Annotated in this window: 16 protein-coding genes and 1 tRNA gene; 8 read left to right on the top strand and 9 right to left on the bottom strand. The window is 61.3% G+C overall.

What is annotated here, in order from left to right:
• The first annotated feature begins 127 nt into the window (after nucleotides 1–127).
• From M3465_RS04670 to M3465_RS04650, 5 genes are all read left to right on the top strand, one after another.
• On the top strand, nucleotides 128–772 hold the full coding sequence (locus tag M3465_RS04670; protein ID WP_249500534.1) for a uroporphyrinogen-III synthase: 645 nt from the start codon (nucleotides 128–130) through the stop codon (nucleotides 770–772).
• Between the two features lie 54 nt (nucleotides 773–826).
• Nucleotides 827–2,350: a mitofilin family membrane protein gene (locus tag M3465_RS17135; RefSeq protein WP_249500533.1), complete on the top strand. Its 1,524-nt coding sequence runs from the start codon at nucleotides 827–829 to the stop codon at nucleotides 2,348–2,350.
• 10 nt (nucleotides 2,351–2,360) lie between these two features.
• Nucleotides 2,361–3,908, top strand: a complete 1,548-nt coding sequence (locus M3465_RS04660; RefSeq protein WP_249500532.1) for a heme biosynthesis protein HemY — start codon at nucleotides 2,361–2,363, stop codon at nucleotides 3,906–3,908.
• Between the two features lie 69 nt (nucleotides 3,909–3,977).
• Nucleotides 3,978–4,053 (top strand) — tRNA-Thr (locus M3465_RS04655).
• Nucleotides 4,054–4,138: 85 nt separating this feature from the next.
• Nucleotides 4,139–5,197, top strand: a complete 1,059-nt coding sequence (locus M3465_RS04650; RefSeq protein ID WP_249500531.1) for a glycosyltransferase family 2 protein — start codon at nucleotides 4,139–4,141, stop codon at nucleotides 5,195–5,197.
• A gap of 8 nt (nucleotides 5,198–5,205) precedes the next feature.
• Here the strand turns inward: M3465_RS04650 and M3465_RS04645 are convergent, their stop codons facing one another.
• Nucleotides 5,206–7,413 carry a glycosyltransferase family 32 protein gene (locus M3465_RS04645; protein ID WP_249500530.1) on the bottom strand — a complete coding sequence of 736 codons (2,208 nt, stop codon included), beginning with the start codon at nucleotides 7,411–7,413 and terminating at the stop codon, nucleotides 5,206–5,208.
• 217 nt (nucleotides 7,414–7,630) lie between these two features.
• Between M3465_RS04645 and M3465_RS04640 the strand changes: the two genes are divergently transcribed.
• Nucleotides 7,631–8,590: a glycosyltransferase family 2 protein gene (locus M3465_RS04640; RefSeq protein WP_249500529.1), complete on the top strand. Its 960-nt coding sequence runs from the start codon at nucleotides 7,631–7,633 to the stop codon at nucleotides 8,588–8,590.
• A 12-nt stretch (nucleotides 8,591–8,602) separates the two neighbouring features.
• Here the strand turns inward: M3465_RS04640 and M3465_RS04635 are convergent, their stop codons facing one another.
• Nucleotides 8,603–10,255 (bottom strand): glycosyltransferase family protein, encoded by a 1,653-nt coding sequence (locus M3465_RS04635; RefSeq protein WP_249500528.1) that lies wholly within the window; start codon nucleotides 10,253–10,255, stop codon nucleotides 8,603–8,605.
• A gap of 332 nt (nucleotides 10,256–10,587) precedes the next feature.
• Between M3465_RS04635 and M3465_RS04630 the strand changes: the two genes are divergently transcribed.
• The gene (locus M3465_RS04630) at nucleotides 10,588–12,831 is read left to right on the top strand and encodes a glycosyltransferase family 2 protein (RefSeq protein ID WP_249500527.1); all 2,244 of its coding nucleotides are present in this window, start codon (nucleotides 10,588–10,590) and stop codon (nucleotides 12,829–12,831) included.
• 78 nt (nucleotides 12,832–12,909) lie between these two features.
• On the opposite strand, the gene M3465_RS04625 is transcribed toward M3465_RS04630, so the two are convergent.
• Entirely contained in the window at nucleotides 12,910–13,125 is a 216-nt protein-coding gene (locus M3465_RS04625; RefSeq protein WP_249500526.1) for a hypothetical protein, read from the bottom strand.
• A gap of 397 nt (nucleotides 13,126–13,522) precedes the next feature.
• On the bottom strand, nucleotides 13,523–15,730 hold the full coding sequence (locus M3465_RS04620; RefSeq protein ID WP_249500525.1) for an NADP-dependent isocitrate dehydrogenase: 2,208 nt from the start codon (nucleotides 15,728–15,730) through the stop codon (nucleotides 13,523–13,525).
• Nucleotides 15,731–15,886: 156 nt separating this feature from the next.
• On the opposite strand from M3465_RS04620, the gene M3465_RS04615 reads away from it, so the two are divergent.
• Nucleotides 15,887–16,891: an NAD-dependent epimerase/dehydratase family protein gene (locus M3465_RS04615; RefSeq protein WP_249500524.1), complete on the top strand. Its 1,005-nt coding sequence runs from the start codon at nucleotides 15,887–15,889 to the stop codon at nucleotides 16,889–16,891.
• A 3-nt stretch (nucleotides 16,892–16,894) separates the two neighbouring features.
• Here the strand turns inward: M3465_RS04615 and M3465_RS04610 are convergent, their stop codons facing one another.
• The 5 genes from M3465_RS04610 to M3465_RS04590 form a co-directional block, all read right to left on the bottom strand.
• Nucleotides 16,895–17,641 carry a sulfite exporter TauE/SafE family protein gene (locus M3465_RS04610; RefSeq protein WP_249500523.1) on the bottom strand — a complete coding sequence of 249 codons (747 nt, stop codon included), beginning with the start codon at nucleotides 17,639–17,641 and terminating at the stop codon, nucleotides 16,895–16,897.
• A gap of 6 nt (nucleotides 17,642–17,647) precedes the next feature.
• Nucleotides 17,648–19,306 carry a Na/Pi cotransporter family protein gene (locus M3465_RS04605; RefSeq protein WP_249500522.1) on the bottom strand — a complete coding sequence of 553 codons (1,659 nt, stop codon included), beginning with the start codon at nucleotides 19,304–19,306 and terminating at the stop codon, nucleotides 17,648–17,650.
• Nucleotides 19,307–19,480: 174 nt separating this feature from the next.
• Nucleotides 19,481–21,505: an SGNH hydrolase domain-containing protein gene (locus M3465_RS04600; protein ID WP_249500521.1), complete on the bottom strand. Its 2,025-nt coding sequence runs from the start codon at nucleotides 21,503–21,505 to the stop codon at nucleotides 19,481–19,483.
• A 138-nt stretch (nucleotides 21,506–21,643) separates the two neighbouring features.
• Nucleotides 21,644–22,939 carry a glycosyltransferase family 4 protein gene (locus M3465_RS04595; RefSeq protein WP_249500520.1) on the bottom strand — a complete coding sequence of 432 codons (1,296 nt, stop codon included), beginning with the start codon at nucleotides 22,937–22,939 and terminating at the stop codon, nucleotides 21,644–21,646.
• A 1-nt stretch (nucleotide 22,940) separates the two neighbouring features.
• On the bottom strand, nucleotides 22,941–24,335 hold the full coding sequence (locus M3465_RS04590; protein WP_249500519.1) for an O-antigen ligase family protein: 1,395 nt from the start codon (nucleotides 24,333–24,335) through the stop codon (nucleotides 22,941–22,943).
• Nucleotides 24,336–24,423: the final 88 nt, after the last annotated feature.

Here is a 24,423-nt window from a genome sequence, read left to right as displayed (position 1 = left end):
ACCACCGACGGGCGCTGCTCACAATGATCCGGGATCCATGCCTGCCTCGCGCCCCCTTCTCTTGCTGACAAGGCCAAGGGCCGCATCGGAGGCATTCTGGTCGAGCCTGCCTCAAGAGACCCGCCGCATGGCCGATTGCCTTGTCAATCCGCTCCTTTCCATTCGTGTCACCGGCCCGCTGCCGTCTTTGCATGGAATCGCCGGCCTGATCTTCACATCATCGAATGCGATAGATGCGTTCCGCCGGCTTGGCGGCCAGCCTTCCGATATCTCCACCATTGCCGTAGGCGAGGGAACGGCCAGCGCCGTTCGCGCGTTCGGTTTCCGGGTCGCGACTGCGGGCGGCACGGCCGATGCTGTCGTGAAACACGTGCTAAGCCAGAGGTATGGCGGCCCATTGCTGCATCTGAGAGGAGAAACGGCCATCGGCGATATTGCTCAAAGACTGACAGCGGAAGGTGTGCCGACGCGGGAGGCAGTGCTTTACGATCAGGTGCTTCAGCCGCTTTCCAAAGCGACGCGGGAGGCTTTGTCGCAAGACAGGCCTATCGTCGCGCCGGTATTTTCCCCAAGAACGGCAATGCAATTGGTGCGCGAATCGAAAGATTTGAGGAACATGCGTTTCGCGGCGATCAGCCCGGCTGTGGCGGAGGTTCTCGGCGAAGGCAGAGCGCGGACGGTCGAGGTGGCCGATACGCCCAATCGGCAAGCCATGCTGGATCTTGTCGCGAATATGGTCTCTCGTGCCGGTGAGCCTGCGAGACGGTTTTGATATATGAGGGAAAATCCTGTTCTATAGGGCAGGGGTAACTTGAAGGAACATTCGGTGGCCAAAAGAAAGAACACGAATAAACCCTCGGACACGCCGGTGCAGAACGAGGGAGCGAAGGACGAGAGCGTGGTTGAGCCCTCGGCGCAGGACAGCACCACAGAGGGTGCAGCGGCGCCGGAACCCGATATGGAGACCGCTGAAAAGGCGGTCGATGCGGTCGATACCTACACCGCAACCGATGACGGCGCGGCGGATGACATGCCCGACACGCAGCCGGGCAAAGCTGATGAGACCTCGCCCTCCGATGCGCCTCAGGTCGATGATGCGCCCCAGGTCGATCCGGCCGCCGATACCGTGGAGGCCGCAGGGGATGATGTGACCGGCGATACTTCAGAGGTCGGCCGGCAAGCGGCGGATACCGACCCGGCAGAGCGGCGCGACGAACATCTGACTGAAGACGAGGCGGAGCAGCTCATCACCGATGCTGAAAACACGCAGCCTCATCCAACTGACGAAGGCGCGTCCTCTCATGACGCCCGTCCCGAGGGGCCCGAGAGATTGCCCGTCGCACCGCAGGTGGTCCGTGAAACCACGGTCGAACGCAAGGGAGGCTTCGTTCCCATGGTTCTGGGCGGTGTTGTCGCGGCGGCGGTGGGATATGGCGTTGCGGCCTATGTCTCGCAGGATCTCTGGCCTTTCGCCGTCGAACGGGACAACCTGTTCGAGACGGAGACCCGCGCCGCGATGGAGGCGCAGGATACATCCCTCGCGGATCTCACAACGCGTCTGGAAACGCTGGAAAATACCGAAGTTCCAACCGTCGATCTGACGCCGCTGGAGGAGCAGCTTGCCGCTTTGCAGGATAGCCTTGCAGGCATCACCACGCAGATCGACGATCTGTCGCTCCGCACCGAGGCGCTCGAAAAGCAGCCGATGGAGCAGGCGGTCTCTCCCGAGGCCATCGCGGCCTATGAGCGTGCGCTCGAAGATCTGCAAAAGGAGGTCGATGCGCAGCGCGCCGAAGTTGAACAGATGGCGAAAGAGGCCGTCGCCGCCGAGGAAAGCGCTGATGCCAAATCGCAACTCGCCGCCTCCCGCGCCGCCATGGCCGAGATCACCGCTGCGCTCGAAACCGGAACGGGGTTCGAAGATGCGGTGGATGTTCTCGGTTCCAACGGGGTTGAGGTGCCTGAGCCGCTGACCGCGAATGCCGAAACCGGCGTTGCAACCCAAGGCGCTCTGATCGAGGCGTTTCCCGATGCCGCGCGGGACGCCTTGGCCGAAGCCCGCGCGCTTCAGACCGACGGTGCATCCGGCACGAGCCGCGTGACCAGCTTTCTTGCCAACCAGCTTGGCGCGCGGTCGGTTGAACCGCGAGACGGGGATGATCCCGACGCCGTGCTGTCGCGCGCCGAAGCGGCGGTCCGTGCCGGAAATCTGCAAACCGCTCTGGACGAGATCGCAACGCTGCCCGAAGAGGCGCAAGCCGCCCTTGCGGATTGGGCGGAACGCGCGCAGACACGGCTCGAAACGAAAAACGCTGCGGATACGCTCGTCCAGCGGCTCATGCAGGAATAAGGGGCGCGTGATGCTTTGGTCTCTGCTCAAGATCGTTCTGTTCGTCGTCATCGTCGCCGCGCTGACCTATGGGGCCGTTTTCCTGATGGAAAGCACCGGAGGCGTGCAGATCACCGTTGCCGGGGTCGAATATACGCTCGGCCCGCTTCAATCGGTGATCGCGGCGCTGGTGTTTCTCGTGCTCGCCTATGTCTTCTTCAAGCTGGTCAGTCTTCTGATCGCCACGCTGAAATTCATCAACGGCGATGAAACCGCGATTTCGCGCTATTTCGACCGCAACCGGGAGCGCAAGGGCTATCAGGCGCTGGGCGAGGGGTTGACTGCGCTCGCCGCCGGAGAGGGGCGGCTTGCGATGGCCAAGGCCAACAAGGCGGAAAAATACCTGCACAAGCCCGAGCTTACCAATCTTATCACGGCCCAGGCGGCGGAGATGATGGGCGATCGTAAGAAGGCCGAGGATGTCTACAAGCGGCTCGTCACACATGACGACACGCGCTTTGTCGGTGTGCGCGGCCTGATGAAGCAAAAGCTCGAAGAGGGCGATACGACCACCGCGCTCAAGCTGGCCGAGCGCGCCTTTGCAATCAAGCCCAAGCACGAGGAAGTGCAGGATATCCTGTTGCGCCTGCAAGCACAGACCGCCGATTGGAGCGGGGCGCGCAAGACGCTGAATGCCAAGCTCAAGCATGGTGCCCTGCCGCGTGACGTCTACAAGCGGCGCGACGCCGTGCTGGCCCTGTCCGAGGCGAAGGATGTCCTCGATGATGGGCAGACCATCGAGGCGCAGGAAGCGGCGATCGCCGCGAACAAGTCCTCGCCCGATCTGATACCCGCCGCGGCAATGGCCGCGCGCAGCCATATCGCGCAGGGGCGCAAGAAATACGCGGTGCGTTTGCTCAAGAAAGCATGGCAGGCGCAGCCGCATCCCGATCTCGCCGCTGCCTTTGCCGAGATCGAACCCAGCGAATCTGCCGAAGCGCGGCTCAAGCGCTTCCGGCAGTTGACGTCGATCCGGCCCGAACACCGGGAAACCCGATTGCTCCTGGCGGAACTCAACCTCGCGGCGCAAAATTTCCCCGAAGCGCGCCGGTCGCTTGGAGACCTTGCCGAGACGGAGCCGGACACACGCGTTCTCGCTGTCGTCGCCGCGATCGAACGCGGGGAGGGTGCGCCCGACGCTATCGTTCGCGGTTGGCTTGCGCGCGCTCTGACGGCGCCGCGCGGCCCGCAATGGGTTTGCGAGAACTGCAATACGATCCACAGCGAATGGACCCCGGTTTGCAACAATTGCGAGAGCTTCGATACGCTCAGCTGGACCACGCCGCCGCAAAGCGACACGGTCCTGCCCGCCGGCGCGGAAATGCTGCCGCTCATCGTCGGCTCCATCGAGGACAAGACCGAGCCTGCGATCGAGCCCGATGTGGATTCCGCGCCCGCCGATGTAACCGGCCCCGCGGCCGACCGCACCGAGGAAATCGCAACCGAAACCCCGGCCAGCGAGGATGCCGTGATCGACGCCGGCGTCGAGGCGGAGCCGGAGACTGAGAAAGCAAAATAGGGACTTCCCTCTTTCGGGATGCAATGCTAATTGCCCGCCATCGCGGGCGCAGTCTGCACCCCGATACTGGCCGCTGTAGCTCAGATGGTAGAGCACGTCATTCGTAATGATGGGGTCGGGGGTTCGAGTCCCTTCAGCGGCACCACTTCTCCGCCAGGTCTGCAACCGCGCCCGAACGGCTCGTTATGAGCGGCGGGCCGAAGCGTATCGCAATGCGGGAGGTTATTTGAATGAACATGAAATCCCTGCGCCAAGCGGGTCCGTCCCGGTTCGATCCTTCCGCTTTGCCCGTCGTTGCGCTTGCGCATAACGAGGGCAACATCCTTCCTGAGTTCCTCGCGCATTACCGCGCGCTAGGACCCGTCACGTTCCTGATCGTTGATGATGGCTCAACCGACGATACCGCCGACATTCTCGTCGATGCCTCGGATGTCACCGTCTTTCACCCTGCGGACGGAACGTCTTATTCGGCGGACAAGGCGACATGGCGAAGTGAGCTTCTGGATCTTCATGCAGACGGGCGATGGTGCCTCGTCCCCGATCTGGACGAGCATTTCGTCTTTACGGGCGCGGACACGCTCCGCGGCTATATCGATCAACTCGAAGCTGAGGGCGCGGATGCGGTTGTCACCCTGATGATCGATATGTATGGCGATCTTCCACTTCGCGATCATGTCTACCCGGGCAATAGCGGGCTCCGGCTGTCCGCGCGGTTTCCGCATTTCGACGGCCCCGACCAGTATGCGATGCGCCGGTCGTCGCATGTTTCGCGGAAAACCTATCCGACGCCGCCGGTCGTGTTCCATGGCGGTTTGCGCAGCAGATTGCAGCGCGGCGAGCTTCTTGCCGGCGCTTCGCCCATCGTCGCTTGGGTTCTTTCAAACAGGCTCGGGCTCGACCGACCTTTGAACGGCCCGCCCGGTATTTTGCGGCGACTACTGATCGAGCCCATGGCGCGGCGTCATTTCGCGGGCGATCGCAATCTGACCAAGCTGGGGCTTTTGCGCTGGCAGGCCGGGATGCGGTTCAACGGCGGTGCCCACAAGTTGACGCGGCAGCGGACGGTTTCCGAAAGCATCGCGGGATTTCTCCACTATCCGATTACGCGCGGGGCCGAGGGCGTTCGGTATATCGCCGAGCGCGGCCAACATGCCAGCGGAGGCAAGCAGTACAAGTCATTGCTCACCGAAGGCCGTCTGGATCGCTCGCCGGTTTATCCTGGAACCCGGACATTCCAGACACCCGATGACCTGGGCGGACTTTTGCGGCCCGTTCCCAAGCCGCTCTGACGCGCAGATCAGCCCAGCGCCTCCAGACCGAGTCGAACGGCGCGATTGGGGTTCTGTTCCAATATGAACTGGCCCAGCGTGCGGGCCAGCCGCGTATGGCCTTTTTCCACGGTCCGATTGAACAATTCGCGCTGGTAGCGCGGAAAACTGCGGCGGGTGCGAAGCATCCGGTAATAGGCCTCCCGCGTCAGCGTGCCGTCCAGAGCGCCGAGGATGATCGGGCTTAGGATGCCCATTTGATTGAGCGAACTGCCAAGCCGGTGGCCAAGAAGCGGCGCACGCAGATGGTCGACATTGTCGCCGGTGAAGCGCGCAGCATGTTTCGCATCGAGCGGCTCATAGGGATCGAACAGGATCGACACCCGATTGGCGGCGCGGCTGACCTCGGCCGCATCGCCATAGCGCCCGGTAAAATCGCGATCCCAGACAACCTTATAGCGGGTTTCCCACGGCACGACCGATTTATCGACCGTCGATTGCGGCGAGATCGCCACCACGTCACATCCCGGCGCGGCGGGGGAAAATGCGCAAGCCGCGTAGCCCCCCATCGAGGCGCCATAGAAGACGACACGTTTGAATCGCCCGAAAAACCCCGACGCCTTCAGATCGTCGAACTGCTCGTAGACCCACGGCTCGCGATACCAAGTCCAGCCGCCAGCGAGCACTCCGAGCATCGACCAGCCCTGCGCCTCGATAAAGTTGTAGCCCCAGGGGCGGCGATCCTCGCGTTTGGTCATTGCGATGTCGAGATTGTCGAAGGTCACGACCAGCGTATCGGGATCGCGCGGCACGAAGAGGAAGCTATGGCCGTTTGTGCCGGGTCGATACCACCCGTCGCTCCCGGCAAGCTTCGCGGCGATCTCGTCCCAGTTCTCGTCCCCGTCCGCGGCGGGGGGTGCGGGCGTCACACGGATGCGCGTGATCTGCTTCCCGTTCTCTTTGCGCACCGAGAGCGCTTCGTTGCTGCCATAGGTCTTGAGGAACGGGAACGCGCCCGAGCCCCGCCGCACATCCATGAACACGCGTGTGTCCGAGTGAAGGCAGCGTCGCATGAAAGGTTCGAGAAACGGCACCTTCCACCGATCGCCAAAGCCGTTCAGATTGCACAGCACATCGACAGGTTTCAGCGCCTTTTCCGACCGGATCACCGTGATCCTATCCTCGGGCACCTCGTTTCGGGTGAGGAATTGAATATAATCTGCCAGCCAGGGCTGATCCTCGTCCTTGAACTTCGCCCGCCGGTTCGTGTTGACCAGATGGATGTCGCAATCGAACCTATGATGAAGCGCCAGAACGAAGCTGCGCGCGGTTCCGGCGATATCGGCCACGCTGCTCACCTCCGCAAGATCGAGATCGTCGATCAGACCGCCCTCGAATTGCCTGCTGCCGCGACCCTTGAGAGGTGCCGATACGGGGCTGATCCCATGATGCTTCACCAGCTTGTCGAGGTAGGAGCCAGGGGGCGGCAGCCCGTCATGTCTCTTGCCAAGCTCGCGCTTGTTCGAGGCCCAGAGATGAAGCGCGGTGGTTTCGGGCGTCAGAAGCCCCTCCACGATCTCGGACCGGCGCAGGAATCTCAGCCGTTCGCGGAAGGTGATCGGGTAGAACGCGTTGAGCGGCTGCACCTTGTCCTCCAGCCCGAGCGCATGGACGTAATGCGTCACCATCATCGGCCCCCACACGCCCCAGGGTTGCCCGGAGACATGCACCGGCTTGCCTTTCGCGGCCATGCGGCGCATCTCCGCCTGTCTCTTCTTCGGCAAGAAAGGCGCGATGGAATAACGATCCTCGGTGAACGCGAGCATCTGCAACAGCATCTCGCTGTCTGCCGGCAGGCCGAGAACAGCGTTGTTCACGCGGTGTTCGCCCGGCAACTCGTAGCCCATGACATAGTCGCTGTCATAGCTCATCGGGCGATGACAATAGACATCCGTATCGATCCAGATCATGCCCGGATTGCGGTGAATCATGTGCAGGCGAAACCAGTCGGCGAAGAGTGCGTAACTGTTCTTCTGCTCGTATTTGATGAAATCGTCGGTATCGATCACCTCGCGCCCATCGCGGCGGATCACGCCACCGGGCACGTTGGGAATGTCCTCATAGCTGAACAGCGTGATCCTTTGACCCGCATCGACAAAGGACTTCAGGCAAAGCTGCTCCATCCAGCTAAGCGGCCCCCCGATCCAGAGCGTTCCAACCTCGCGCTCGCGCGCCATGCGCTATCCCTCGCTCGCGCCGGCCTCTTGGCGGACGGCGTTTTCCATAATTGATACGCGTGATGCATCGAATTTCGATGGCCTGCGTGAAATCGGGCGCAGTTTTCCCGTCATTCGTGCCTTTGCTGCCATCCCGCTTGCATGCCAATGGGCCGAGCCGCTAGGTTTTCGCAGAACACGACACGTCCGGGCAACGCGGTTCGGCAATGAGGCAGGCATGAGTTACACCGTCGTTTCCACGATGAAGAACGAGGGGCCATATATCCTGGATTGGGTCGCGCATTACAAAACGCTTGGCTTCGATCACATTCTCGTCTGCACCAATGATTGCACGGACCCGACGGTCGATATCCTGCTGCGGCTGCAGGAAATGGGGCTGGTGACGCAGCACAACACCATCGTGCGCAAGGCGGGCATCCACCGCAGCGCGTTGCGACAGGCCAGCCGACGCTATGATATCGTGATGGATGCCAAATGGGTCTTCGTTTGTGATGTGGATGAATATCTGAATATCCACATGGGCGACGGATCGGTTCAGGCACTGGTCGATGGCTCGGGCGAGGACGTTGACGTGATCTCCGTGCCGTGGCGGGTGTTCGGGCCGGATGGCGTTGAAAAGTTCGCGGACAAACCCGTCACGCAACAGTTCAGGATGGGCGAGTATGAATGGGACGCGAAAGAGCGGCCCCAGACAGGCAAGTTCGTCAAATCGATCTACACCAACCAACACAAGTTCCAGCGCATGGGTCTGCATGCGCCGGTGTCCCTAGACGAGCATGTGAACGACACACTGCGCGTTCTGCCGGGCGGCGCGCCCTATATCGTCAACGGCGAACGCACAGACAACCCGCCGCTCTTCACACATGCGCAGGTCAACCACTACGCCTTGCGCTCGATGGACAGTTTCCTCGTCAAACGCGCACGGGGCCGCGCCAACCATTCGCACCACGTGCTTGGCCTAAACTATTGGGAGCGGTTCAACCTGAACGACCAAGAGGACACGTCGATCGACCGTTACAAGGCCAAGGCGGGCAAACTGGCACGCGAGCTGAAATCCGATCCGGTTCTGAAAGGCCTCCACGCCCGCGCCGTTGAATGGCACAAGCGCAAGGCCGCGTCATTGCGGATGGACCCGGAGATGGATGAATTGGTGGATGGGATCAAAGCGTCGCTTTGACCTCGCCAAAGATCATTCGGCCGCCCATTTGCGATCCTTATTGATGGATGCCGCAACGTCCAGAATACACCGCGCCCGGGCATCGAAGGAATGCGCTTTGGCCAATGCCTTGGCAAATGCAACGCGCTTTTTACGTTTGGTTGCGGTTTCGGAACGCGCTTTCTTGATTGCGGTTTCAAAACTCTCTTGATCGTGAAAGGTGTAGACAAATTCCGCGATATCATCAGGCAGAAAGCCGACATCTTCCGAAACGGGAATGGCACCGCACGCAAGGGCATCAAAAACCCGGTTGGACAGCAAGCCACGAGACTGCATGACAGGCGTGTGATCGTTGAGAACGATCTCGGCCGTCTGATAGATCGCGGGCAGATCGGCGTTGGCAACGGCATCGTCGACCACGTAGCTTGCATACGGCCCGTCGCGCCAGCCCGGCCCCCAGATTTTGACTTCTTCGTTGGCCTGTTTCGCGTATTTGATCGCCTTGCGCTCTTCTCCGGCGCGGACCCGACCGACAAAGACAATCCCGCGTCTGGTTTTCGCGTCGCCGGGATTCATAAGGTCGGCATCGAAGGCTTGGGGCAGAAAGGTTGAAATGCCCTTCGCACGGCCCTTCATGCCCTCTTGCATTTCCGTGGGTGAGGCCCAGAAAACATGATCGGCTTCGTCATAATTCATGTCGCGCATCCCCTTCGAGATGCACCAGAACAGCGTTTTCCGACCGGGAATGCGAGACACCTGGGCACGCCCACGCAGCACTAGGTCGATACCGCCCGGTGCAGTGTGCGCATTCCAGTTTTCCTTGGATGCAATTGTGGTCCGGTGCCCTTGCCGGGAAAAGGCTCGCGCCAGACCACGGGCAAAATGATAATCGCCCCAGTTTTCGACCTTGGCTTGCGAAGGTGCCGCGATTTTGATGCAAATATCTGGGTTATTTTCCCACCCGGCACTAAGACCGAACGGATATTCAGACATCCAGCGCGAGGTTTGTGCATCCTGGATCGGGAACGATGAGAAATACCTGTCCACCCCATAGCTGTCGAGTTCCACATCAAGGAACTCTTCCAATATCGCGTCGTAGTTCTTTTCAAGTGCGCGATTCTTCGGATCAAGACTGCTCACAATGACCAGTCCGGTTGGAGCCGCGTCAACGATTTCGAGTGACAGATCTGGTCGATACTTTTGCAGGATCGGAACCATCTTCCAAACGTCCCCTGTCCAGGATGACGTTTTGGTCTGCCCTCGCTTCCTTGATGTCATCGCCACATTCCATGGCAGGCAATCATGAAGCAGGATTATGCCATCTTTGGAGGCGTGTTTTTCCGTCCCGATAAAGTCGCGCAACAGATATTCAAACAGGTGCATGCCGTCCAGAAACGCCATATCGACGCGTGCGCCCAGCGTTTTGAGCCTGTCAGCCTCAAAGAACGCATCACTTGTTTCCTGAAACGCATATAGCGCGGGCTTTTGCCCCACGACCTCTTGCCGCAAGCGGTAGACGGGATCGACCGAGATCGACTTGGCGGAACTCAATGCGAGGCTGGCCCCGGTCTGGGTGCCAATCTCAAGATACCAGTCTGGCTCTACCGTCTGATGAAGCCGCTCGAAAAATGACAAATACTGAAGGCCAGTCGCAAGGTGACACCCATCTTCTGCGATACGTTTCATGCTGTGCGCCTCTTGCGATTTCCTGTTTTCCGGCATCTACGACCCGACGTGACTGTCCCGCCTGACAGATTGATGTATTTCACTGTCTCGACCAATCGCGCAGCGAGGGTGTCGAGCAAGGCCATGTTTGAAGTCTCTGCCCAACTCAGCCTCTTTTGCAGTATGGTGTGAGGACATTGCGGATCTGTAAAGAAAAGTCGCGCCAAAGCGTCTGAACAGCGGCTGGGTTGTGATGCAATTGCCATTCGCCTCGGCAGCGTGGTCCCGAATGGGTGACACGCTTTCACTACATACCATAGGCTTGCACTCAACGAGATACACGCAAGGAAGCCATGTCCCAGATTGTCGAACGACGCATGACAGGGGTCCGTCTTGGGGCGGTTACAGTGTTGGATGCCGTGCAAGATGTGATCGAAGGCGCATCTTGCGTCACGCTGTTTCTTGCGGCGGGCAGCGATATTTCCCGGCTTGAGGTTAATCACGGGGCTGAAGCCATTTCGCAGATCAGCGTGGGCGGCGCCGTTTCTGCGACCTATGCAGTGCCCCCGAACGATTTAGTGACGTTGCAGGTTAATGACGCCAAGACCGAGATTGCTCCGGTTGCCGCGGAACACAGGTTGTTCGAAGGGCGGAACATCCTCGCCGCCGTGCGAAACGGTGAGGATGCGGCGACTGTGGCCGCATGGCTGCGTTACCACGTCGAAACCCAAGATGCACAGGGTGCCGTGATCGTCGATCGGGCGCGGTCAGGGGCGCAGCCGCGTTTTGCGGAAACCTTGGACCGCGCACTTGCGGAGCGCGGCGTGGATTGCCCGGTCGTTCTGATGTCAAGCGACCTGCCTTTGGGCAAACCCGATATGCCGCCCGAGGCGCATCCGTTCAACGTTCCCGAAGCACCGGGAAAGGACAGGATGAAGGTGCCGCCGCCGTCGCCCTGGGATGCGCCATTGGGGGTGATGTCGCTTTACGAAATCTTGCGAGCGCGGTTTCTTGGCGATGCGCGGGCGGTGGCCAATCTGGATGTGCACGATCTCCTGCCGTCCGGTGCGCCAAATATCTTTGACAGCGCGGTCGAGGCGAATGGCGGGGTGATCGCGCTTGTCGGCCGGCATTGCTACCCGTGGCGCGTGCGGAAGGGTGAAGGACCCCGGTTTGGCGATCACATCTGCGTTCAGTTCGACGCGCAAGGTGGTCGTCAGCGCTGGTGCATCGCGCCGGCCAAGGCACCAAAGAACGCGATCTGGCGGCTGATCCGCATCGGCAACGCCCCGCCGGATCGCAGCCGGACGCAGCTTTTCTACCGCCATATGGCGCTGCGTCACCCCGCGCCGTCCATCTCGAAAATCGTGCCGAAAACATCGCTGATCGAACATCCGCCGTTGATAACGATGGCCGAACAATACTGGAGCCACAAGCCCGTCAGGATGCCCGAGCTTGCACCCGATCCGGTGCCGGAAAAGGGTCGGCGCGCCATTGTCACCACGATGAAGAACGAAGGCCCATTCATCCTCGAATGGCTGGCCTATCATCGCGCCATAGGGTTCGACGATGTGCTGGTCTATACCAACGACTGCACCGACGGCACCGACACGATGCTCGACCTACTGCAAGCCAAGGGGTTGGTGCAGCACCGGGACAACCCGTTCCGCGACAGCGGGCTGAAGCCGCAGCACGCGGCCTTGCAGGCGTCGGAGGACGAGCCTGTCATCAGGAATGCCAAATGGGCGACCTGTATCGACGTGGATGAATTCATCAACATCAAGACCGGCGACGGCACGCTCGACGCATTGTTCGACGCGGTGCCGGATGCCAACATGATCGCTATGACATGGCGGCTCTTTGGCAATGGCGATGTGCATGAATACGCGGATTGCCCGATCACCGAGCAATTCCAGCGCTGCGCGCCGGAGTTCGCGCGCAAGCCGCATCAGGCTTGGGGTTTCAAGACCCTGTTCCAGAATATCGGCCTTTTCAAGAAACTCGGCGTGCATCGCCCCAAGGGGCTTAACCCGCAGCTTTGGGAGGAGATCAACTGGGTCAACGGCTCCGGTCAGCCCCTGCCGCGAGAGATGTATCGCAATGGCTGGCGGTCGACGACCGACACCTACGGTTATGATCTGGTGCAGCTGAACCATTACGCCGTGCGCTCCGCCGAGAGCTTTCTGGTCAAGCGGGATCGCGGGCGGGTCAACCATGTGGATCGCGATCAGGGGCTGGCTTACTGGTTCCGCATGAACAACAATGCCGAGGAAGATCGCTCCATCCAGCCGCGCCTTGCGATGATGCGAAACGAGTTGGATCGGCTCCTGTCCGACCCCGAGATTCGCGCGGCGCATGATGCGGCGGTCCGCGCGCATCGCGACAAGATCGCGGCGCTCAAGGCAACGGAAAGCTACGCTGCCTTTTATGCGGAGCTGACCGGCGACCGGCTGCAGAAGCTTTCACGCCTGCACCGCCATTTCGGCTCGAACGTGTTTCTGGCTGGGCCGGGCGTCGTGCCGGATGAGGTGCTTTTGCGCGATCCGGACGGCGATTGGTTCTTTACGGTCGATGAGGTGGAAGAAACGGCGCATTGAAGCGGTGCGGCGACGCATTGCGGTTCATGCCGAAGCGGACCGAACGCGTAGGCCCGGTCCGCGATGCGCAATCCGAAGTCAGCGGTTCACGATGGCCTGAACGCGAAGACGCTTTTCGCTTTCGCTGTCGCCGGAATGAATGACAGACAGGATCGTATTGACCTGCGCTTCGCTCAGCGCGGATACATTTGCCTGCGGCGCATATTGCTTGATTGCGGACGTGTCCGGCATGGCAGAGGCGGCGCCTGTAAATGCAACGAGGGCGAGGGCGGTTGTGGCGATGAGAGATTTCATTACGTCAATCCTTGTTTTGAAATGGGTCGGTGTTTCCGAAAGGCCGGGACCTTACCCAAATCAAGTTAGGATGCGCTTGGCATTGCGGGAACGCACGGTTTGCGCACGCCGGCTCTCCGAAACGTGGGATTGACGGATATTCGTGTGATCCAGAGCCTGTGCATGTTCGCACATGAAAGATGCGCTCCAGGGTATTCAGATGGATATGCGCAATGATCGATAACACGGCACGCACTGCGCCGTGAACCGCGACGAGCGGATGGTCACGGCGCAGGACATATCAAGAAAATGTGCAGCGCGCAGGTGGTGTCGTTGTTTCAATAAGATGACCGAAACGCGAGCCGAAGCCACCGGTTTCGTGAATGAAAAGGGCCGGGCATGTGCCCGGCCCGAGCCCTTATCCGATGATGGAATTGAGCGTTTCGGAAGGCCGCATCACTTTCGCCGTTTTCTCGGCGTTCGTATGATAATAACCGCCGAGATCGACCGCTTTGCCCTGCGCTGCGGCGAGTTCGGAGGTGATTGCCTCCTCTTTTTCAGCCAGTTCCCTGGCGATGGGCGCGAAATGATCGGCCAGATCGGCATCGTCCGACTGCGCCGCCAGAGCCTCGGCCCAATAGCGGGCGAACCAGTAATGGCTGTCGCGGTTGTCCGGCTCGCCGACCTTACGCGAGGGGGAGCGGCCATGGTCGAGGATGCCCTGCGTTGCGGCATCCACCGCCTTGCCCAGCACGCGCGCCTTTTCGTTGCCGCGCGCATCTGCGAGGAATTGCAGGCTTTCGCCTAGCGCGCAGAATTCGCCGAGGCTGTCCCAGCGCAGATGGTTTTCCTCCATCAACTGCTGCACATGCTTGGGGGCCGACCCGCCCGCGCCGGTCTCGAACAGACCGCCGCCATTCATCAGCTTGACGATGGACAGCATCTTGGCGCTGGTCGCCAATTCGAGGATCGGGAAAAGATCGGTCAGGTAATCGCGCAGCACGTTGCCGGTGATGGCGATGGAGGTCTTGCCGTTGCGGATCGTCTCCAGCGTCGCGCGGGTCGCCTCGCGCGGGGCCATGATCTTGAACTTGTCCGCGACGCCCTTCTCTTCGAGGATCGGCTTGACGTATGCAATCAGCTCAGCGTCATGCGCGCGGTTCTCGTCGAGCCAGAAGATCGCCTCGCAATCCTCGGCCTTCTGACGGTCGATGGCGAGCTGCACCCAATCTTCGATCGGTGCCTTGCGGGCCGAGGCGGAGCGCCAGATATCGCCGGCCTGAACCTCGTGTTCATGTAGAACCGTACCGTCGGCCAGAACCATCCGTACGGTCCCGTCATGCGGGATCTCGAAAGTGGTGGGATGCGAGCCGTATTCCTCGGCCTTCTGGGCCATCAACCCGATATTCTGCACCGTGCCAGCCGTCGCCGGGTCGAGTTTGCCGGTGTCTTTGAAGTAGTTGATGGTCTCGTCATAGACCGGCGCATAGGAGCTATCGGGAATAACGCATGTCGCATCGTGCTCCTTGCCATCCGGGCCCCAGCCTTTGCCACCGGCCTTGATCAGCGCCGGCATCGACGCGTCGATGATCACATCGGACGGCACATGCAGGTTGGTGATGCCGCGGTCGGAATCGACCATATACATCGGCGGACGCTCGCCCATGACCTTCTCGATCTCCGCCTTGATCTTGGGCTTGTCCTTCACCCGCTCCAGCAGATCGCCGAGGCCGGAATTGGGATCGACGCCGGCTGCTTTCATTTCCTCGCCGTATTTGTCGAAGACCGGCTTGAGGAATGCCTTGACGGCATGGCCGAAGATGATCGGATCGGAGACCTTCATCATCGTCGCTTTCATGTGCAGCGAAAAGAGCGTGCCCTCATCTTTCGTCTTTGCAATCTCGTCTTCGAGAAACGCATCGAGCGCTTTGGCCGACATGAAGGTCGCATCAACCACGGTGCCCGCCGGATAGCTGAGCCCGTCCTTCAGCACGGTTTCGGACCCGTCCTTGCCCACCAGCACGATCTTCGCCTCGGCCTCTCTGTCCAGCGTCGCGGAAGTCTCGTTCGAGAAGAAATCGCCGCTGCTCATGGTGGCAACGCGCGTCTTGCTGTCCTTTGTCCACTCACCCATCCGGTGGGGGTTGTTCTGCGCATAAGCCTTGACCGGCTTGGCCGCGCGGCGATCGGAGTTGCCCTCGCGCAGGACAGGGTTCACGGCGGAGCCCTTGATCGTGTCATACTTGGCGCGCACCGCCTTTTCCTCGTCGGTCGAGGGGTTTTCGGGGTAATCGGGCAGCGCGTAGCCTTGGCTCTGAAGCTCTTTGATCGCGGCGACAAGCTGCGGCACCGAGGCCGAGATATTGGGCAGCTTGATGACATTCGCCTCCGGCGTTTTGACCAGCTTGCCAAGCTCCGCCAGATCGTCGGACTGGCGCTGGTCTTCGTTCAGTGCCTCGGGGAAGGTGGCGATGATGCGGCCGGCGAGGGAAATGTCCTTCGTGCCGACATCGACGCCGGCGGCGCGGGCGAATTTCTGGATGATCGGAAGGAAGGAGGCCGAGGCCAGCTCGGGCGCTTCATCGACCTTGGTGTAAATGATGTCTGGGGTGTTCGTTTCAGCCATTTTATCGAGCCTTTCTTGCGTTTCCCCTGCCATAGGGGAAAGCGGGCGAGTCGTAAACCGCATACAGTGGTATACATCGCCGCAATACGCCGCTCTGGCGATGGTGCAAGGGCCATGCTAGGCCGGTTCCTGCCGCTATTCGCAAAAGATCGCCCTATGAAACGCATTCTCATCACCGGCACGGCCGGATTCATCGGCTACCACCTCGCCAGGCTCCTGCTGGATGAGGGGTTCATCGTGCATGGCTATGACGCGATGACGGATTATTACGACGTGCGGCTGAAGGAACGGCGCAACCAGATGCTACTGCAACGCGCGGGCTACAGCTTCACCCAGGCGCTCCTCGAAGAGGACGACACGTTCGAACATGTCGCCGCGGATTTCGCGCCGGATGTGATCGTTCACCTCGCCGGGCAGGCGGGGGTGCGCTATTCCCTGGAGAACCCGCGCGCCTATCTCGACAGCAATCTTGTCGGCACGTTCAACGTGATGGAAGCAGCCCGAAAGCAGAAGGTGGCGCATCTGCTCATGGCCTCCACCTCCTCTGTCTACGGGGCCAACGAGGATATGCCGTTTTGCGAAACGGACAAGGCCGACATGCCTTTGACATTCTATGCCGCGACCAAGAAGGCGAACGAGGCGATGGCGCACAGCTATGCGCATTTGTGGCAAATTCCGACAACGATGTTTCGGTTCTTCACCGTTTACGGCCCCTGGGGGCGGCCCGACATGGCGCTTTTCAAGTTCACCAAGGGGATCTTCGATGGCGCGCCCATCGACATCTACAATCACGGAGACATGTATCGCGATTTCACCTATGTCGGCGATCTGGTGCGCGGCATCCGCCTGTTGATGGAGGCAGTGCCGGGCGGCCTAGAGACGGCGGTGGAGGGGGATACGCTCAGCCCGGCAGCGCCCTACCGGGTGGTCAATATCGGCAACTCGGAGAAGGTGCGCCTTCTGGATTTCGTCGATGCGATCGAGGCGGAAACGGGTCTGAGCGCCAAGCGCAATTACATGGATATGCAAAAGGGCGATGTTTTCGCGACATGGGCGGATGCGTCGCTGTTGCAGGCGTTGACCGGCTACGCCCCGCAGACCGGCATCTGCGAGGGCGTGGCGGAATTCGTGGCATGGTATAGAGACTATTACGCTGTCTAGACCCTAAAACAAACGTCCGAAGAACACCGCGCTCATGCCGAATCCGACAATGGCTACGATGGCGCGCACGACATTTTGTGGAATGGCCTTGGCGGCGCGTGCGCCTGCATAGCCGCCCAGCACCGAGAACGCCATCATCAACAGCGCCGCCTTCCACGCGACGATGCCCGCCACCGCGAAGGTGGCGACCGAAATCGCCGACAGCGCAAAGGACAGCCACGTCTTGAGCCCGTTCATCAGGTGGATGTTCTGCCATCCCCAAAGCGCAAAGAGCGCCAGAAGGACGATCCCGAGGCCGCCGTTGAAATATCCTCCATAAAGACTGACAAGAAAAAGCCCGACCGCGCCTTCGGGCGCGATGCCGGCGCTGCGTTCGGCGGCCCATCGGCGCAACCTGGGGCCGAAGAGAAACATCAGCGTTGCGAACAGCAGAAGGAACGGGACGATGACGTTGAACGCCTCGTTCGAGGTGACGAGGAGCAGGAGCGAGCCGGCGAGCCCGCCAAGCAGCGTAACGGCCGTTAGCCGGATGAGCGAGGCGCGGGTCATCTGGCGCAGTTCCTCGTGATACCCCGCCGCGCCTCCCAAATAGCCGGGGAACACCGCCACGGTGCTTGTCGCGTTGGCCGAGATCGGCGGCACGCCCGACAGCACGAGCGCGGGAAAGGTCAGGAACGTGCCGCCCCCCGCGATCGTGTTGAGCACCCCCGCGCCGAACGCGGCCACCGACAAGAGCAGGATTTCCAGCATCGCTCGCTAAGCCTTCGCGCCATCGGCCAGACGGCTTTCCAGAAGCTGCCCTTCGCGCACCAGGATCGGATGCGCGACCGTCACCACCCAGGAATGCATCTCCTTCAAGGTATAGGCGGTTTCGATGTGAATATCGCTTGAGCTGAAACTCCTGTCGTTCCCGGCGCTCAGCCGCTTGAGATGCGCCTTGCGTGTCTTGCGTTCCAGACGGGCCATCTCGGCCTTCTCCTCGATCAACTGCCGTGCGCCGATCAGATCGTTGCTGACCAGAACGCTGGATGCGGTGGCGAGGTTCTGGCTCAACCGGCTATGAAGGACTGTCAGTTCGGCATAGCCTTCATCGGAAAATTCCAGGGCGCGATCCGATTTCTCCTTGGCCAGATCGAGCAGTCGCTTGACGAGAAGATCACCGGCGGCTTCAAGCGCGATGGCGTAATCAACAAGTGCCCGCAACTCGCGTTTCTGGTCTTTCGGCATGGCATGCTGCGGCATCTCCGCAACGAAAATGCGGATGTCGTCGAGCGCCTTGTTCAACACCGCATCCTCGTCAAAGATCGCCGCGGCGCGCACGGGATCGTAATTCTGGTAAAGCTCCATCAGCGGGGCGAGCATCTCCGACAGCACATCCGCCATTCGAATGACTTCGCGCCGCAGGCTGGCAAGGGCGCGCACGGGAACATCGGTGGTTCCGGGATCGAGATGCGATTTGTGCAGCGGTTTGGCCTCATGATCCAGCGGCGCGTCAGGAATGGCCTTGCGCAACAGCGCCTCCAGCGGAGTGGCGAGAACGATCAGCACGAGAACCCCGAAGTTGAACGCGATATGCAGCGCGACGAGCGTTCCGCTCTCGCCCAATGTGTAGGGCAGCGTGGGCAGGCCGAGCGCATCGATGGCGGTCGCGCAGATGAATGCCGCGCTGCCTCTGAGCATTAAATTGGCAAGGGGGATCCGCCGCGCCGCCGGTTCCGAATGCCGGGTCAGCCAGACCGGAATGACCGTGGAGCCGAGGTTGGCGCCCAGCACGATCGAGATTCCGGCAGCCAAGGGGATAGCGCCGAGCCCGACGACCGCGACTGTCATCAGGATGGTGGCGACGGAACTGTGCATGATGAAGGCAAGCGCCGCTCCGGCGAGAAAAGCGGTGACGAAATCGCGTTCCAGATAGGCCGCTAGCGCGGGCAGGACGGCACTGTCGCGGATCGGCTCGACGGCCTCGCGAAGGTAGCGCAGGGCGATCAATATGAGCGCGATGCCGACGAGGATGCGGCCGGCCTGTTTCCATCTCGAGGTGTTCGCGCGAAGGAAGATCAGCCCGCCCAGCGTCAGAAGCAGCGGAACCAGCGCTTCGAGATGGAAGGAAAACAGCATGATGAGGATCGCAGATCCCAGATCGCCGCCCAGAACCATGGCGAGCCCGGGGGCGAAGCCTATCCCGCCCGAGGCCGCGAACCCCGCCACCAGCAGGGCGACGGCCGCCGAGCTTTGCAGCACCATCGCCATGAGCAGCCCCGACGCCATCATCGGAAGCGGCGAGCGCGTCTTTCCGACGGCGCGGTGCAGGCGCGGGCCGGTCGCGCGTTCGATGCCGGTGCGCACCATGCGCACGGCGAACAGCAGAAGCAGTACGGCGCCGGACAGTTGGACGAGAAAGTAGAGAATTTGCATAGCCTTACCAGCCTGTCACGATAGAGCGCGCCGCGCTGAGCCGCAAGCGGCCTCGCTTGGGCGGGGCCCGCGCGCCGGGTGAGCGACGCCTTCAACGGTGAGGGCTTGATGGCTTTCGCCGCACTTGTCCAGAAGGTTCAGCCGGAAACGCAGCTTTCGCCGCGTCGCGAGGTATCAGCTTTCGAAGGAGCCGCGTATCGGGCTATGCGTCCAAGCGCGATCGAAATCCTCGGCCAGCAGGGGGCTCAGTGCAAGGGCGCCGCTTGGGCTGAGATGGGTCGAAGTCAGATAGTCGCTCGACAATCCGCCCCGGACACCGCAGGTTTGGCGGCTGCAGAATCTCGGCCAGGTATCCAGATAGCGGAGTTTCCCGGTTGCAGCGATCTGCCGGAAGATCGTGTCCACATCCGAATGGCGGCGTTGGGCATCGTCCTTGTGAATCGAGACGCTTAGCGGCCGCCCCGATCTATAGAGCCAATAGCCCGGCGCTGCGGCCCGTGCTGCCGTTTCGGCATCGAAGCCAGGCTGCGCCGGCGCTTGCCGCAAAACAGAGAGCCGGATGCCACGCTCGGCCAGTGCATCGGCCATCCGCGCAGCGGCGGTGGCTACATAGTCGATCTGACGGTCGGCGTTGATGGGCGAGCCATCCATCGGGCCGAGCCGGACCGCTCCGCGAGGGATGTATGTGGCATCGGTGCGGCCCGTGTAGCGCACCCAATCGGCCACCAGTGTCACTTGGCGGATGGTGCCGAGATGCGGCAAGGCCTGCAACACCTGCGCGGTTTGCTGGTCGCACGGGCGGCCCGCGTCAGCTGCTTCTTCGGACCGCAGCGTTTGCAGCCCGCCCAGCGGGATGCAGTCGTCAGAGGCGACGATCAGGGCTGAAACTCCGGCACGGCGCGCGGCTTCCGATACGCCGGGTTGCAATGCGGACAGGTGATCGTCACCCCAGACGAGTACGGAAGGCGGCCCCTTGGCCCCGACCTCGCAGACAGGCAACCCGGCGAGCGGGCCTTCTTGCCTCACCGGGCAGGTCGGCTTCACCAGGGAGGAATCGACCGCGTGGATATAGGCTTGCGCATCCTCGGAGAACCGAACCGGGACGCCGTTCGCTGCCGCGCCAAAGACGCCGGTCAAAGTCAGCACCGCTGCAATGGTGGCGGAGGGCAGAAACCGGGGAGAGAGCCATGTGTTCTCGATGCGTTGCCACAAGAGCCACGATAGCACCGACAGTAGCAAACACGGCACGACAAGCCCGCTATAGGAAGGTTCGTTCGGCTCGAGGATGTCGAGCGCTGAAACCACATGGATCAGCGGTACCGTCCAGAGGAAGATATGAAGCGCGAGGCCAAACCAGCCTCGCCGCCGCCGCGTGTCTGTTCGGGTGGAGCTGTGCGGCCGGCTACCGAGATACAGAAAGGACACTCCAAGCACCAGAATGCCGCGGGCGAAAGCCGCATCGCCAATGGCGGTGATCGTCAGAACGCCCATGAGCAGAATGACGATCCCGAAGATGAGCGCCTGTCGTAGGATGGGATATCGGTTTGCCGCAATGAAGGGCACCGCGCCGCAGAGGAAGATCCAGAATTGCCCGACAGGCAGGTAGTTCACCGCGTCCGATCCGTGGAGCGAAGCAACAAATGAGGCAGCGCCGAGAACGGCCAGCGTCAAAAGGAGACGCGGCATGTTCCGGTGCAAGGCGCGGAATGTCAGTGCGAGGACCGTACAGAACTGCACCATCAGGGCGGGTAGCCAGAAATGATCGAACAGCCCCTCGAACCGCAGCGCCGGCGCATCGCCCGTGAAGGCGAGATCGACATTGGTCGTGAACGTCGCGGCGAAGATGATCGAACGTGCAAAGGACGCGTATTCGGAGGGAAGGAATACGAGCCAGCCGACGGCGAGAAGGGCCAAGGACAGGCAAAGCAGCCCGGCAAAATACGCCTGAAAGACGCAGATCGCCTGTTCGCGGAAGATCGCGAAGCCCCGGATCAGCTGGTTCGCGCACCACGCTCCGCAAAGCGCCAATGCGATCTGCGAAGCAAAGGCCGTCGGCCCCGCATCGTTCGCGCCGAGAACCGAAAGGGTGAAGGCCAATGCGGCCAGAACGAGCAGAAATTGCCGAACCTCGACCCGCGCCGCCGGGTTCGGGGAGACTTGCAGCAATGTCGCCGGATTCTGATCGGTCTGCGCTTGCACTGGTTTCGTATACTCCTGGTTTCGGCCCATACCGCTAAGGCCAAATACCTAAGGAACAATGAAAAAATCAATGAAGATCGGGGAAACAGTCTGTCCGGGAACCATCGCGGCGAACAGCGGATTCTTGCTCTTGTCTCCCTAAGGTTGCGGCGGTTTTCGGCGCATCAGCAGATCATCATAAAGGCTGCGTATCTGTTCGGCCTTTCGCTGCCAGAGAAATCGTTCCTGAACTTCCGCCCGCGCCGCGCGTGCTTTCGCGCTCAGTTGCGAGGGATCCTGCGCGATCCTGTTCAGGCAGGATCGCAGATCGGCGATGATCTCGGTGCGTGTGCCACAGGGAATCCTGTAGCCCGTTTCCTCCGACACCAGCTCGCCCGGCCCGGCATAATCCACGACAACCGGAACGACACCAAGCGCCATTGCTTCGAGCACCACACCGCCGCCGAATTCCCGGATCGACGGAAAGCTGAGGATATGCGACCGGCCCAGAATGGCCTGAACGTCCTCGTGCGGCACCCATCTGTGAAACTGCACGCCGCGGGCGCAATCGAGCTGGCGTGCCTGCTCGGTCAGTTGCGCCAACATCGGCCCGTCGCCAACGATATCGAGCATCATGCGCCCCTCGCGCAGTAGCTCCGCTGCCGCCGCAAGCAGCATGTCCGCGCCCTTGTAGGGGACCAATCGGCCAACGAAACAGGCTCTCAACACGCCGTTTTGCGCATAAGCGGGGCGGTTGAACCGGGATGGATCGATCCCGTTCTCGGGGATGTAGACCGTCTTGGCCTGCGCGCGCTCCGGCAGCTCGCCCTGCGTATGGCGCGATCCGACGATGATTGCGCTTGCATGGGCCAGCGTGCTGTTGCGCCCGGGCAGATGTTTGTAGGCGCGCCTGACATAGCTCAGCCACTCTTTTTCGGCCCGGCGTTCGGCATCGAATCCCGGCGGCCATGGCACGCCGCCGTTTAGAGGTCCGAGGATGAACGGCACACCCGCACGCGCCACCTTTCGGGCGATGGGCGACGCAATGGTCGGGCTGAGTGGCGTGATACGGTGGACGATGTCGTAATCGCCCGAGGTGATCGCCGTGCCGAAGTGTTTCCAGACCAGATGCTCGAACCACGGATAGATCAGCGCATTCGCGGCCTGAAGCGTCGTCCATCCCTTTCCCTCGCCCATGCGTAGCTTTTCGGCCAGTGCCCAGAGCGGGGCGGCGATGGCTTCCGAGTCGATGGCGGTGAAGTCGCGGCTTTCGACCAGACCGGCGCGCAAGATCGCGTCACGGTTGCGCACTTGTGTCACGAGATGCACATCCGCAACATCGCGCAGCGCCTTCGCGAGCGACCAGCCGACAAGCGGAACGCTGACCCATTCGGGATTCGCGGCTTCGGCAATCGCCAGCACGCGCGGGCGCGACGGTGAAGGTGCAAGGTTCATGTCACAGCACCGGGCGCCAGTTCAGGCGTTGCGCGGAAAGATAGATGTCGCGGCTTTGCCGCAGGGTTTCGGCATATCCCGTCAGGGCGCCGGCGATCAGCCAGGTCAGCGGCGTCAGGGTCGCGTTGGGCAGCATGTCGAAGACGTTGACCGCCAGGATGAGCGAAAGAGGCACGATCAGCGGTGAGTAGCTTTCCGCCGACCGGTATCGGGTTTCTCGCCATAGAAAGAGCACGGGAAGCACCAGAAGCCCGAACTCCGCCAAGAAGCCCATCCACCCGAACTGGCCGATCAGGATCACCCAGCGCCCGTCGGTCACCGTCTCGACCTCGCCGGTCCCCGGATCGATGACCTGGTTGCGGTTGTAGCTGCCCCAGCCGAAAAGCGGCTTCTCCTGCGCGCGTTCGAGCAGGCGGTTCTCATTCCCGAAGCGAAACTCCATCGAGGCCGCGCGCTCCTCGTCGATCAGGGCGATGGCATCGAGGATGCGATCCTGCGGCAATACGTTTATCCCCTTGAGCGCGGGATAAGCGACGGCAAAAGCCACGATCACGACCGCCAGCCGCATTTGCCATCGCGCGGCCAGCACGATGAAGGCCGGCACCAGAACCGCCGCGAAAAGCCAGGCGCCAAGGGATTTCGAGAGGATCAGGACGGCGATGAGATAGAGCGCAGCGGCAAGCAGCTTCCATCGGTCGCTACCCTCCCGCGTCCGCCACAGGGCCAGAGCCGAAAGCAGGGCCATCAGCGTGAAGAACGCCACCCAGATGCCGTGATAGAGAAACACGATCGGGCGGAAGCCGCCGAAGCGCATCGTCTGCGCGAAATCGTGTTGATAGTAGCCATAGACCCAGAGGTTCAGTTGTGGGGATAGGCGGATCTCGATCAGCATCGGAATCGAGTAGATCAGCCCGCCGATCATGAAAGCGGTCAGAAGATCGCGTTGGTCATCGGGGCTGGACAGAAAGCGCCGTGCCAGAAGGAACGGGATCACGAGCAGGATTTGCCGGATCACCAGCGCGAGCGCGTCCTTCAACGCCATGCCTTGAATATGAAAAGCGCCCCAGTGGATCTCTTCGATGTTCAGCAGCGTCGTGACGACCGGCGAGGCGACAAAGAGCGCGAGCAGCACGTTGACGGCTGCGGAGCGCGGCAAAAACCGCCCTTCGTGACCGCGCAGAAGGACGCACATTACCAAGGCGCTCAGGGCCGGGATCACATGTTTGTCGAGCGGCGGGATAAGCGGGAAATCGAAACCGGCGGGTGGCTCGGGAAGGAACAGATAGCCCACCAGCAACGAGGCGATCACCGCGCGACCGGTAGGCAGCGCGAGAAACAGAACCAGCGTCACAAGCGGCCATGCCGCCAGAGACAATGTCGCCAGAGCGTTGGGCATCAGCTCTCCTGCCTTGGCCCGGTTCGGACAAGGATGATGGAACGACGCGATCGCCTGTCATTCCGCCTGCACCATAGTGAATCGAGAC

Origin of the sequence: Marivita sp. GX14005 (assembly GCF_023370775.1) — a bacterium.
GTDB lineage: Bacteria > Pseudomonadota > Alphaproteobacteria > Rhodobacterales > Rhodobacteraceae > Marivita.
Note: the sequence above shows the minus strand (reverse complement) of the source record. Positions and strands in the feature narration are given on the sequence as shown.

What these genes read in the sequence shown, in the direction of transcription:
- M3465_RS04640 (WP_249500529.1), top strand. Translation starts at nt 7,631, where the DNA reads ATGAGTTACACCGTCGTTTCCACGATGAAGAACGAGGGGCCATATATC.
- M3465_RS04615 (WP_249500524.1), top strand. Translation starts at nt 15,887, where the DNA reads ATGAAACGCATTCTCATCACCGGCACGGCCGGATTCATCGGCTACCAC.
- M3465_RS04590 (WP_249500519.1), bottom strand. Translation starts at nt 24,335, where the DNA reads ATGCCCAACGCTCTGGCGACATTGTCTCTGGCGGCATGGCCGCTTGTG.
- M3465_RS04645 (WP_249500530.1), bottom strand. Translation starts at nt 7,413, where the DNA reads ATGGCGCGCGAGCGCGAGGTTGGAACGCTCTGGATCGGGGGGCCGCTT.
- M3465_RS04620 (WP_249500525.1), bottom strand. Translation starts at nt 15,730, where the DNA reads ATGGCTGAAACGAACACCCCAGACATCATTTACACCAAGGTCGATGAA.
- M3465_RS04670 (WP_249500534.1), top strand. Translation starts at nt 128, where the DNA reads ATGGCCGATTGCCTTGTCAATCCGCTCCTTTCCATTCGTGTCACCGGC.
- M3465_RS04650 (WP_249500531.1), top strand. Translation starts at nt 4,139, where the DNA reads ATGAACATGAAATCCCTGCGCCAAGCGGGTCCGTCCCGGTTCGATCCT.
- M3465_RS04610 (WP_249500523.1), bottom strand. Translation starts at nt 17,641, where the DNA reads ATGCTGGAAATCCTGCTCTTGTCGGTGGCCGCGTTCGGCGCGGGGGTG.
- M3465_RS04595 (WP_249500520.1), bottom strand. Translation starts at nt 22,939, where the DNA reads ATGAACCTTGCACCTTCACCGTCGCGCCCGCGCGTGCTGGCGATTGCC.
- M3465_RS04630 (WP_249500527.1), top strand. Translation starts at nt 10,588, where the DNA reads ATGTCCCAGATTGTCGAACGACGCATGACAGGGGTCCGTCTTGGGGCG.
- M3465_RS04660 (WP_249500532.1), top strand. Translation starts at nt 2,361, where the DNA reads ATGCTTTGGTCTCTGCTCAAGATCGTTCTGTTCGTCGTCATCGTCGCC.
- M3465_RS04635 (WP_249500528.1), bottom strand. Translation starts at nt 10,255, where the DNA reads ATGAAACGTATCGCAGAAGATGGGTGTCACCTTGCGACTGGCCTTCAG.
- M3465_RS04625 (WP_249500526.1), bottom strand. Translation starts at nt 13,125, where the DNA reads ATGAAATCTCTCATCGCCACAACCGCCCTCGCCCTCGTTGCATTTACA.
- M3465_RS04605 (WP_249500522.1), bottom strand. Translation starts at nt 19,306, where the DNA reads ATGCAAATTCTCTACTTTCTCGTCCAACTGTCCGGCGCCGTACTGCTT.